At 54.4% G+C, this 12101-nt stretch carries 8 protein-coding genes; 4 read left to right on the forward strand and 4 right to left on the reverse strand.

Annotated elements, in window-relative coordinates; genetic code table 11:
• Positions 1–55: 55 nt before the first annotated feature.
• The 4 genes from H6G13_RS06365 to dnaK all read right to left on the reverse strand — a co-directional run bounded on the left by H6G13_RS06365 (position 56) and on the right by dnaK (position 7438).
• The gene (locus H6G13_RS06365; RefSeq protein WP_190482313.1) at positions 56–541 is read right to left on the reverse strand and encodes a pentapeptide repeat-containing protein; all 486 of its coding nucleotides are present in this window, start codon (positions 539–541) and stop codon (positions 56–58) included.
• A 107-nt stretch (positions 542–648) separates the two neighbouring features.
• Positions 649–3954, reverse strand: coding sequence for a PAS domain S-box protein (locus H6G13_RS06370; RefSeq protein ID WP_190482314.1), 3306 nt, complete (start codon positions 3952–3954; stop codon positions 649–651).
• A gap of 319 nt (positions 3955–4273) precedes the next feature.
• A complete protein-coding gene (locus H6G13_RS06375; protein WP_190482315.1) occupies positions 4274–5293 on the reverse strand; it encodes an alpha/beta fold hydrolase in 1020 nt (339 codons plus the stop codon).
• A 237-nt stretch (positions 5294–5530) separates the two neighbouring features.
• Positions 5531–7438: a molecular chaperone DnaK gene (gene dnaK / locus H6G13_RS06380; RefSeq protein WP_190482316.1), complete on the reverse strand. Its 1908-nt coding sequence runs from the start codon at positions 7436–7438 to the stop codon at positions 5531–5533.
• 367 nt (positions 7439–7805) lie between these two features.
• Here dnaK and H6G13_RS06385 point away from each other — a divergent pair, with 367 nt between their 5' ends.
• The 4 genes from H6G13_RS06385 (at position 7806) to H6G13_RS06400 (ending at position 12072) form a co-directional block, all read left to right on the forward strand.
• Positions 7806–8162 (forward strand): glutamyl-tRNA amidotransferase, encoded by a 357-nt coding sequence (locus H6G13_RS06385; protein ID WP_190482908.1) that lies wholly within the window; start codon positions 7806–7808, stop codon positions 8160–8162.
• A 155-nt stretch (positions 8163–8317) separates the two neighbouring features.
• Entirely contained in the window at positions 8318–9343 is a 1026-nt protein-coding gene (locus H6G13_RS06390; protein WP_190482317.1) for a formamidase, read from the forward strand.
• A 236-nt stretch (positions 9344–9579) separates the two neighbouring features.
• Positions 9580–10464: a 4-hydroxybenzoate solanesyltransferase gene (locus H6G13_RS06395; protein WP_190482318.1), complete on the forward strand. Its 885-nt coding sequence runs from the start codon at positions 9580–9582 to the stop codon at positions 10462–10464.
• 99 nt (positions 10465–10563) lie between these two features.
• The gene (locus H6G13_RS06400; protein ID WP_190482319.1) at positions 10564–12072 is read left to right on the forward strand and encodes a DnaJ domain-containing protein; all 1509 of its coding nucleotides are present in this window, start codon (positions 10564–10566) and stop codon (positions 12070–12072) included.
• The last annotated feature ends 29 nt before the right edge of the window (positions 12073–12101 follow it).

Here is a 12101-nt window from a genome sequence, read left to right on the forward strand (position 1 = left end):
ATTCTTGAACGAGGTTATAGAGACGCGATTAATCGCGTCTCTATCTTTTTGGCAATTATCGGCAGCCCAAAGAATCGCGGGTATCAACGCCAGTTTTGGGGTTGGTGCCGCTTGCGATCGCACACAGCTTTCTCACCTGAGCCCCATCAAGCAGCGCCCCCGAAAAGTCGGCCCCAGTAATGTCAGTTTCTTCAAAGCGGGCACGCAACAAAATCGTGTCTGCCAAAACAGCGTCTCTCAGGTTAGCGCGGGTAAACGTAACTACGTCTAGCATCCCCGTTGTAAAGTCAGCTCCCTGAAAGTTCGTTTCAGTCGCCACCGAGCCGCTAAAAATTGCGCCCCGCACATCGGCATCGCTAAAGTTTGCCCGCTCTAAGTTGGCATTAGAAAATTCAGCCGCTTGCAGGGTCTGACCAGAGAAGTCTTTTCCTTTTAGCTCAGAATTGCTGTAGGAAAGCGGCGGCGGATAGTCGTTGGCCAAAGCTGGCTGTCCACCCACTAAGCACAGCAGCAAGCACAGAGCAAACATCAAACGGAGCATCCTGGAGTTCCTCAGTGAGAGAGTAGAGGCAATAGCAGAGGACTTTAACACTATCTCCAAGCGTCATACAACTGGCCCTACAAAAACTTCTGCCCTCTGCCCTCTCCCTACCCAACCAGCCTAAGAATTAATTCAACCAGCCGATCCGAATCAACCGGCTTGGGCACGTGGATGTTGAAACCGGCCTCGAAAGCCCGTCGGTGATCGAGTTCACCCGCATAGGCCGTGAGCGCGATCGCAGGCAGCGTGCCGCCCCGCTCGGGAGGTTGCGATCGCAGCGATCGCACCAGCGTGTAGCCATCCATGCCCGGCATGCCGATATCGCTAATCAAAATATCAGGCAGCGACTCCTCTAGCGCCAATAGCGCGGCTGGGGCTGAAGCAACAGCTGTGACCGTAGCACCCATTTGTTGCAGCATGAAAGTGATAAATTCGCGGGTGTCTGCCTCATCTTCGGCCACTAAAATGCGAACACCTTCTAGAGAAAGGGGGCATAACGGCTGGTGCAGACCATCCTCGGCCGAGAGCACTGGTTCGAGCTGCTCTGCACAGGGAATCCGCAGGGTAAAAACAGAACCTAACCCTTCACCAGGGCTGTCAGCGCTGACGGTGCCGCCGTGCATTTCAACTAAATAGCGAACAATTGCCAGGCCCAAGCCGAGGCCGCCAAACCGCCGGGTGGTAGAGCCATCTTCTTGGCGGAAATACTCAAACACATGGGGCAAGAAGCTGGGGCTAATGCCTTTGCCGGTGTCCTGCACCTGCACCTGAATCTCATTGCCAACCTGGTCTAGCCAAATCGTAATCTGGCCGCCATTGGGGGTGAACTTGACAGCGTTGGAGAGAAGGTTCCAGATAATCTGCTGTAGCCGTCCGGCATCTCCTCGAACTCGACCGGTGCCTCTGGCGAACTGCGTTTGCACCTCAATGGTTTTAGCTTCGGCAGAGAGCCGGACCGTTTCAATGGCAGCGGTGATTACGGTCGAGAGATCGACCGACTCTAGATTCAGATTGAGCTTGCCGCGCAAAATGCGGGAGACATCAAGCAGATCGTCGATCAGCTGGAGCTGGAGCTTGATGTTGCGCTCAATTGTGGTCAGCGCTTTTTCTAAGGTCTTTTCATCGACCTTGCGACGCTGCAGCAGGGTGGCCCAGCCCAAAATGGGGTTGAGAGGCGACCTCAGTTCATGGGAGAGCACTGCCAAAAATTCGTCTTTGATGCGGTTGGCTTGCTCAGCTTCGGCTCGGGCCGCTTTTTCTAGCGCCAGCAGACGATCGCGCTCAGCTTCGGCTCGCTGGCGCTCACTCAGGTCGATGATGAAGGTGACGGCCTCTGTGCGCACCGGCTCTACTAGAGAAAACCCCACCAGTACTGGTACCCGGCTGCCGTCCTTGCGAATGTATTCCTTTTCAAAGGGGGTGCAGGCTCCCTTGTCTTGGGCCTCGGCAATGCGTTCGGCCTCCTGCGGCAGGTACTCAGGTGGGGTGATGTCAGTCCAGCGCAGCAGACCCGACTCCAAATCTTGCCGGGAGTAGCCAATAATTCTCAGCAGCTCATCGTTGGCTCCCCGAATACCGCCATAGATATCGGCAAAGAGAATGCCGATGACGTTGGCCTCTACAAAGCTATTGAGCTTAGACTCGCTGATTTGGATCTGGGCTTCGACGGCTTTGCGATCGCGAATGTCGCGCACAAATAGCTGCCAACGACCATCGGCCAAAATCTTGGCGCTAATTTCTACGGGCAGCAGCTTGCCCAGAGCATCAATCAGCCGCCATTCGCCAACGTGAGTTTCGCCGCTGGCCAGGGTAATCTGAACCGACTCTAGCAGCGGCAACTCCTCTTGGGGCAGCAGGTCGACGAATTGTTTGCCAATCAGTTCGGTGGATTCGTACTGCAACAGGCGACAGGCATTGGTATTGACGTCGATCAAAATGCCCTGATGGTTGGCAATAAAAATAGCGTCGGGAGCATCTTCAAACAGCGCTCGAAAGCGTTCTTTGCTGCGGCGCAGCGCTGCCTCGGCAGCTTTGCGATCGCTAATATTAATCGTGCTGCCCACAATCCTCAGTGGGTTGCCAGCAGCATCTCGCTCGGCAATCAGCCCCTGATCAAGGACATCGACATACTGGTTGTCGCGGTTGAGCACCCGGTACTCATTGGTGTAGTAGTCGTTAGTGAATTGGGACACTCCCTGTTCAATCAGGCGCTTCAGGTCTTCGGGATGCATGCGATCGCGCCACCAATCCGCAGTCGGCTCTGCCTCCTCTAGGGGAAACCCCACAACATGTATCAGCCCCTCAGTTCGCTCCACCCAATTGTTAGGCACATCCCAGTCGTAGATCAGAGACTTAACAGCGCGGGCAGCCAGCTGAAACCGCTCATTGGCTCTTTTTAGCTGTTCCTGGCTCTGGCGCAGCGCTGCTTCGGCCTGCTTCCGCGCAGTGACATCTAAAAAGGCCCCCACCACACCCCGCACATTGCCCTGCTCATCTCGCAGAGGTACCGCTTTGCCATACAGGGAATGTATGTCATCCTCCCCAAAAGCAAACTCAAACTCCTCCTCAATCGCCTGCCCAGTTTTACCCGCCCGCTGCATGGGCAGATGCTCCGCAGCAATCACCTGGCCATCTTTATAAAGCTTAAAGGGAAACTGAAACTGCCGATTTTGGGGCGATTGGCCTGTGATTGAGCCCAGCGGCATCCGCATCAGATCATAGGCTGTCCGGTTGGCTGTCATGGACTGGCAGTCTGGATCAGAGGCCACCCAGACCGCTGCCGGCACCGTCTCCATAATGGTTTCCAATTCTTCTGCCTTGGCTCTAGCTACCTCTTCGCTAGATCGCAGTGCCGCTTCTGTTCGCTGACGCTCCTGCACCTCCTGCTGCAGCTGTTGGTTCGTCAGAGCCAGCTCTGCAGTGCGCTCCTGCACCCTCTGCTCTAGCAGGTTTTGAGACTGGCGGAGATTTTCTTCAGCCTGCAGACGCTCCTGAATTTGAATACTCAGCGCTTTGTTTGCCTCTTCCAACTGAGCCGGACTGGGCAGCGCCAACGCCAGCGGCACCAGCGGAATCAGCTCCAGCGCGGTAAAGACCGAAATCAAGGCGGTCAATGCTTTGATTAAGCCAGATAGCCAGTAGGTTGGGTACCAGAGGGTCCAAATTTCCGCTAGGTGGGTTGTTCCACAAGAGACAATAAAGGCCGCAAATAGCAGAAAGATCCGGTTAAAGGGCAGATCTTCCCTCTTGCGAACAAAGTACAGCAGGGTAATAGGGATGGAGTAATAGGCAGCCGCTATCAGCGCATCGGAAACCAAGTGGAGAGAAACAAGCTCTGGTTTCCAGAGATAGCAGTGGCCATGAGGAATAAAAGGCCCGCTCAACAACCCAAACATTTTTAGCAAGTCGTCCATAGACAGGCAAGGAAGACCCAAGCCAGAAGCTGCCCGATAGCAGAAAAACTTAAAAGCCTAACGCTGGGTCGTCCGTTAGGCTTCTGCTGGCATTTCTATACGCTTTGAGCAGGCAAAACCTGTATTTTTCTACGGTCTACCCCTAGGACGATAGAGCATTTTTTATACCTAATGTCTCTGCCTTAGGGGAGAACACATAGGCAACCTAAGCTGATACGCCAGCCGCTATCAGCGGTTTCACTATGGTAGCGATTATGGGGACGTGGGGACACGGAGACGTGAGGATACGAGGGCACGGAGATGGGGGAGATGCATATTGCTAATACCTGCGGCCTTTGGAACTGAGTTCTCGGCTGACCACAATAGCCCACTTATCGACCATCGTCATCATGGCAGGCATGTCTTTAGAGACTTTGGCCTCTAGCCCTAAATCAGCCACCACTGAGCGAAAAGTACGGCCTTTGGTCATGTAGTAGGCAATTTCCTCGACTTCAATCCAGGTCAGTTTGCTCTCAACAAAAGCTTGAGTCATGACAATTAACAGATTTTGATAGCGGTTTCCCTCCTGTTCCGTCATCATCGTGTGGGGAATATCGAGCACTTTGTCAAAGCGGTTGTACCAGGTCAGCGGCTGTTGCTTGAGGGCTGCTTCAAAAAAGCGTTTGTGGTCAAGGTTGCTAACGGCCTTGTCGCTCTCGCTGGAGATGGTAAAGGTAGGGGCTACAGGGGATTGACGAACCCGCTTCAGGCAGTGCTGACCAATATCGAGGATGGCCCGTAGCGCTGCTATGTCAAATCCGGCGTAGGAGGGGGCTACGGTCTTGGTCCAGCTAAAAAAAGTATCGACGTGTTGGACGAACAGATCGATGACTTTACTGCTGCCGCTTAAATAGGGAGCAAACAAGATTGCCCGCTCAATGGCAGTGGCCCTTTCCAAAGCTAACCAGGCCGCTAGAGTGCCACCCCCAGAAAGACCGCAGACAACTACCCGGTGCCCTAAACGCTGGGCTAGGTTGAGCCACTGCACCGCAAACTGAAGATACTCCTTGGGGTCTTCCGGCAGGGGCGGCGGATTGTCTTTGCCCCAGTTACCCGCTCTACCGTGGCCGGGCAGAAGTGGAACTACAACGTTGTACCCAGCATTGAAAAAACGTCGGCCCAGGGGCTCAAACTGGTACGGGCCAGCTGTAAAGCCGTGAAAGCAGAGGCAGACGCGTTCGGTGGGCTTTCTGTGGAGCAACATCAAACTGTGAAATGCCTCGCCCATCAGAGGGTAGGCCCGCTCTTGCTGCCTCAGCTCAGTCTCCAAAAGGGTCTTGACGGTAATGTAGTCGGTCATGGTAGATCGAGCCGATTGTTTAAGGTGGCAGTTGTTTTTGCATTTATAGCAATTGCCGGAGAAATTAGAACATTTCTAGGGAAGCAATCAGTCCCAACCTTTGCTTCAACCTTCTGGCCCTCTGTAAAAACTGGGTATAGCTAACAAAAAAAGCGGATGGAATTTATCCATCCGCCTCTTGCTAGCCGGAGCAAGTCCAGGCGCTAAGTTTTAAGGTCTCTTAAATGGCCTGATTACTTACTTGTTCTCAGGTTCGGAAAACTCAGCGTCAATCACGTCGTCACCGCCACTGCTGTCGCTGGCGCTAGGCTCAGGGCCGCCTGCGGCTGCCTCTGCTTCACTGCCAGCCTGTTGATACAGGTTGGTGCTGATGGCGTAGAGGGTTTGCTGCAGTTCGGTGGTCAGGGACTTGATCTTGTCGAAGTCTTCGCCTGCGATCGCATCCTTGAGCTCCTTAATCTGCCCTTCTGCCTTTTCCTTGTCAGCAGCAGGTACCTTGTCAGCCATATCGGTGAGCTGTTTCTCTGCCTGGTAAGTTAGAGAGTCGGCCTGGTTCTTCAGGTCAATCCGCTCACGACGCTCTCGGTCAGCAGTAGAGTTGGCCTCAGCATCACGCACCATACGCTCAACTTCCTTCTCATCCAAGGTAGAAGCACCCGAGATGGTAATGGACTGCTCTTTGCCGGTGCCCTTGTCTTTAGCAGTAACGTTCAAGATACCGTTAGCATCGATGTCGAAGATGACTTCGATTTGGGGCACGCCACGAGGAGCCGGGGGAATGCCGTCTAGACGGAAAACACCCAGGTCTTTGTTGTCGTTGGCCATTTCCCGCTCACCCTGCAGGACGTGGATTTCCACGTTGGTCTGACCATCTACAGCAGTTGAGAACACTTCGGACTTCTTGGTAGGAATCGTAGTGTTGCGGGTGATCAGCTTGGTCATTACGCCGCCTAGGGTTTCTACACCCAGAGATAGCGGGGTGACATCCAGCAGCAGAATGTCCTTGACTTCACCGGCTAGCACACCACCCTGAATAGCTGCGCCAACAGCAACCACTTCATCGGGGTTAACGGTTTCGTTGGGCTCTTTGTCCAAAACCCGCTGCACCAGCGACTTGATCGCCGGAATTCGGGTGGAACCACCCACTAGAACCACTTCATCAATGTCGGTCTTGCTCAGCTTCGCATCCTTGAGGGCTTGCTCAACTGGCACGCGGCAGCGGTCAATCAGATCAGCGCACAGTTCTTCAAACTTGGCGCGGGTCAGAGACATTTCCAGGTGCTTCGGCCCGTCTTGGGTGGCGGTGATGAAGGGCAGGTTGACTTCTGCCTGGGTCACACTGGAAAGTTCGATCTTGGCTTTTTCAGCAGCTTCGGTTAGGCGCTGTAGGGCCTGCTTGTCTTTGCGCAGCTCAATGCCTTCGTTGCGCTGAAACTCCGCGGCTAAGTAGTCCACGATCTTCTTATCGAAGTCGTCGCCGCCTAGGTGGGTGTCACCTGATGTGGCCAGCACTTCAAATACGCCCTCGCCTACTTCCAGAATAGACACGTCGAAGGTACCGCCGCCCAAGTCAAAGACCAGGATGGTTTCGTTGCTCTTCTTGTCTAGGCCGTAGGCCAGAGAAGCTGCAGTTGGCTCGTTGATGATCCGCAGCACTTCTAGACCAGCAATCTTCCCGGCATCTTTGGTGGCCTGACGCTGGGAGTCGTTGAAGTACGCAGGAACGGTGATGACAGCCTGGGTCACTTTCTCGCCCAGGTATTTGCTGGCGTCATCGGCCAGCTTCCGCAGCACTTGAGCGGAAATTTCTTCGGGGGAAAACTGCTTCCCTGCAATGGGGCAGTCCAGCTTTACACTGTTGCCCGCTGTGAGAACTTTGTAAGCAACTTCAGTAGATTCGTTGCTCACCTCATCCACACGACGGCCGATAAAGCGCTTCACAGAGTAAAAGGTGTTCTCTGTGTTCATAACGGCCTGACGCTTGGCGATTTGACCAACCAGGCGGTCACCGTTTTTGGCGTAGGCCACGACCGAAGGCGTGGTTCGGAAACCTTCAGCATTTGCAATGACGGTGGGCTTACCGCCTTCCATAACGGCCACTACCGAGTTGGTGGTGCCTAAGTCGATACCGACTACCTTACCCATAAGTTTTCTTACTCCGGCTTGACAGATATCTCTATAGTGCGTGGCTGGGCCTTTTATCTGAAGGAGGGGATACCGAACAAGAGGGTTGGGGTTGCGCGGTTTTGGGTAGATGAGTGAGTGGGGGATGGGTGAGTGAGTCGACGGGTAGAGGGGTGGATGAGGGGATGGGGGGATAGGTGATACGTTCTTGAAAGAGATTGCAAGGTTTTCCGTCTTCGGCTAGCGTTTGGTTGTAGCTGTTGCATCTAGGAATGCGAGCGTTGGTTGCAAAGCGACGTAAGCAGTAAGCATTAGTTTGGCAGGTTTGGATTTGGCGTCTTTAAACTCCAAAACAGAATTCATTAAATTGGCAGTCAATGGCACCCTAATGCGGGGGCTGGAGCTGAATCAAAACTTGCTGCAGGTGGGAGCCGAGTTTGTTTGCGAGGCGACGACGGCTCCGGTGTACCGGCTGTGGTCGATTGGAGATGTGCATCCGGCAATGGTGCGGGTGCGGCAGGGGGGAGTTGCGATCGCACTCGAAGTCTGGGCCGTCCCTGCACTCGGTCTGATCCAGGTGCTGCAGCAAGAGCCGCCTGGGCTCTGCATTGGCAAGGTAACGCTAGCCGATGGCGAAGAAGTGCTGGGAGTGCTGGGGGAGCCGATTCTCTGTGAAGGGCAAAAAGAGATTACCGAATACGGCGGCTGGCGAGCCTACCTCAAAGCCAGCGACAAATCGGCGTAATTGGTAACAGAATTGCGGCCCCCAAACCCTCAGATTAGAAACACATCCTGTAGAGGGTAGGGGCTGACAGTGCGGCGCAGGCTGAGAGCCGCAAGACCATTCCCGCAATGCTATGCTTCCACGACCCCTGTAACAGTTCAACCTGAGGAAAATCTATGAGCGGACTCGGCGGACTTAACAAAACTCCCAACGGCGTAGTGCTAGGCATGGTGCAGCTGCAGCTGCCCAACGTGGTCACCCCAGCCGACCTGGCAGCCCAAACCCAACGCATTGTAGACATGGTTGGCAAAGCCCGACGCAACCTGCCCACAATGGATCTGGTGGTGTTTCCTGAATACTCCCTGCATGGCCTATCGATGGACACCAACCCCGACATCATGTGCCGGCTTGATGGGCCAGAGGTAGAAGCGTTTCGCAAAGCCTGCATCGACAACGACATTTGGGGCTGCTTCTCCATCATGGAGTACAACCCTAGCGGCAACCCTTACAACAGCGGCATCATTATCGATAACTCTGGGGAACTCAAGCTCTACTACCGCAAGCTCCACCCCTGGGTGCCGGTAGAGCCTTGGGAACCGGGCAACCTAGGCATTCCTGTGTGCGATGGCCCCAACGGCAGCAAGCTTGCCCTGATCATTTGCCACGACGGCATGTTCCCAGAGATGGCCCGCGAATGTGCCTACAAAGGGGCCGAAATCATGATTCGCACCGCAGGCTACACAGCCCCCATTCGCCATTCTTGGCAGGTGACTAACCAGGTCAATGCCTTCTGCAACCTGATGGTGACCGCTTCGGTCTGTATGTGCGGCTCTGATGGCACCTTTGACTCGATGGGCGAAGGGATGATCGTCAACTTCGATGGCACTCCGCTAGTCATGGGCAGCCACCGCCCGGATGAAATCATTACTGCCGAAGTCCGTCCTGACTTGGTGCGTGAGGCCCGCCTTCACTGGAGCGTGGAAAACAATATTTATCAGTTTGGCCACCGGGGCTATGTGGCCGTTAAAGGCGGTGCCCAAGACTGCCCTTACACCTACATGAAAGACATGGTAGACGGCTCTTACCGCCTGCCTTGGGAAGACCAAGTCATCCACAAAGATGGCACTGCCTGCGGTTTCCCGAGCCCAACACGAGAGTACAAGGGTGAGGAACTGCCGCCAAGGCTAGCCCGAGCTGAGTAGGTACGCTGAGTAGGTGCGTTGACAAAGGGGCTAGTACCGAGGCTTTTAAGAAGCCCCTCAGTCTATCCGGGATTGCGTTCTCAGGGATTGCTTCGCGGCCCGCAATGACTATAGCGGAGCAATCCCTGATCAAGCCCTTTGCAGATGCGATTAGTACTGGGATGTCGGGTAGACCGCTATGCTGAAATAGAGCGATCCCAACGGATCGAAATTTGACTCAGCCTCATCGAGCAACTATGACAACTCCCCAGGCCCAGTCTCCGGAACCCACTTGGCGTTTAGTTTTTCGGCTGCTGCGGTGGGATAAGCCTACCGGGCGGCTGATTCTGATGGTACCGGCCCTGTGGTCTGTGTTTTTGGCTGCTGGGGGTACGCCGCCGTGGCAGTTGGTAGGGGTGATTATTCTAGGTACTTTGGCCACGAGTGCCGCCGGTTGTGTAGTCAATGACCTGTGGGACCGCAACATCGATCCTCGGGTGCAGCGCACCCGCAACCGACCGCTGGCCTCACGGGCGTTGTCGGTGCAGGTGGGGCTGGTGGTGTTTGCGGTGTCGCTGGTGTGTGCCTACGGCCTGTCGCTCTATCTCAATGTTTTGAGCTTTGTGCTCTGTGTGCTGGCGGTGCCGGTGATTGTGCTGTACCCGCTAGCGAAGCGAAAATTTGCGGTGCCGCAGCTGGTGCTTGCGATCGCATGGGGCTTTGCTGTTCTGATTCCCTGGGCTGCCGTCGCCGGAAACTTGACCCTGCCTGCCTGGATTCTCTGGCTAGCAGTGGTGCTGTGGACTCTGGGCTTCGATACAGTCTACGCCATTCCCGATCGGCAGTACGATACGCAGCTTGGCATCAACTCCAGCGCTATTTTCTTTGGCGACCAGACGCCCCAAGCTGTGGGCTTTTTCTACCTAGGTACCTGGCTGATGCTGATCTGGTTGGGGCTGGTGATGGCGCTGGCCTGGCCGTTTTGGGTGGGGCTTGCGATCGCACTGCTAATCTGGGCCCGCCAAACCTATCGGCTCAATCAGTACAACCCGCCCGCCAAACTCTACGGCCAAGTGTTTCGGCAAAACGTTCTGCTGGGCTTTGTTTTGCTGGTGGGAATGATCTCTGGGAGTTTACTGTAGAGAGCTTATCTGGGCTGATATCTCAAGCAGATCGTTTGACATGGCTGGGTAGTCTAGTTACGGGGCGCTACCGTAGGAGTTGGAGACGCCGCATGAGCCATGAACGACATTGACCGCTGCTTTGAGATTTTAGAATTAAAGCCAGGGGCCTCAAAACAGCAGATCAAGGAAGCCTATCGCAGGCTCGCTAAAATTTGGCACCCAGATCAGTTTGGGCAAAGTGAGCCGCAAAGGCGGCAGGCTGAAGAAAAGATTAAGCGCATTAATGACGCGTACCAGAAGCTCAAAGAAATTTCAGTTTCTCAGCCCACCAAACCTTCTTCATCTCAAGCTGTCAGAACTGACTTTAAGACTCGGCCAATTACCCCTCAAGAGTACTGTGAAGAAGCTAACGCTCTGGTTCAGGACGGGAAATATCAGGAGGCTACAGAGATTCTTGGCATCGTCATAAAACGGTATCCTGACTATGCCGATGCTTACCGCTATCGAGGGTTAATCTACTCTGTACTGGGCTATGAATTACGGGCTGAAGCTGACTTAAACAAGGCCAATTCTCTAGGTTTCAAAAAGACTCAAGCCTCACGAAGAAGCGCTAAAAATGCCCAGCCTAGCCAGCCTCGCCAGGCAGCTTGGGCGACCCGTCAACCCTCGAAGACTGAAGCTGGCCCCTTCAAAGCTGAAGCCCGCCCACGGCCAGAAAGCTCCTTTTCGGTTGAAATAGCGTGCCAGCTGACCTTTGCCGAAAGTTCAGTGCCACTAAATGCGATCGCAGTTAGCCCCAATGTCAAACTGATGGCGGCTGGGGGTGAAAATGGCGTGATTTATTTGTGGAATTACAAAACTAGGAAGGCATTCCATACCCTGGCAGACCATACTGGAGCAATTCATGCCCTGCTCTTTAGTGAAGATAGCCAGTTCCTATTTAGCAGCAGCGCAGACGGCACCATTAAGCTTTGGCATTTAGCCTCAGGCAGTTTGATCAGAACATTGGCTGGTCATACAGGAGGTGTTGCCAGTATTGCCATTAGCTGGCCTCACAAAGTGTTAGTTAGTGGCGGTGACGATGGCACCGTTGGAGTTTGGGATCTCAAAAGCAACCAGCTCATCCGCAAGGTCTTGAATCAAGATGTGCCGGTGCAAGCTGTGGCCTTAAATCCGGACGGTGAGATTGCCATCTGCGGCAGCGTAGACGGTTCGATCAAGCTGTGCCATGTGTTGCGCGGCGGCATTTTGCAATGGTCAGAGCAGCATCGGGCTCCGATATCTGCGATCGCAACCTCCCCAACAGGCAAATACTTTGTCTCAGGGTCTAAAGACGGACAGGTGGTGCTATGGGATATGGCTGGAGACTATTTGCGATCGCTTCAGCCCCCAGGGCAGAGCGTGACGGCGCTACTGCTGGCGCACCAGGATACTGTCGTTATCGGGGGCGGAGCAGACGGTTATTTAAGGGCTTGGGATGCTGAAACAGGGCATCTTCTGCAGAGTCAACCTGCTCACTCAGGCCCGATTCAAGGGCTTTGTGCAGTCCCCAGCACAGAGTACTCCCTTAGCCTGGGTGCCGACAGAACGATTAAGCTATGGCAGGTGCTACAAGTAAGCGGCTAAAGCTCCGAAAAGCCGTCTAAAATGCCGGA

The sequence above is a fragment of the Pseudanabaena sp. FACHB-2040 genome (assembly GCF_014696715.1).
GTDB lineage: Bacteria > Cyanobacteriota > Cyanobacteriia > Phormidesmidales > Phormidesmidaceae > JACVSF01.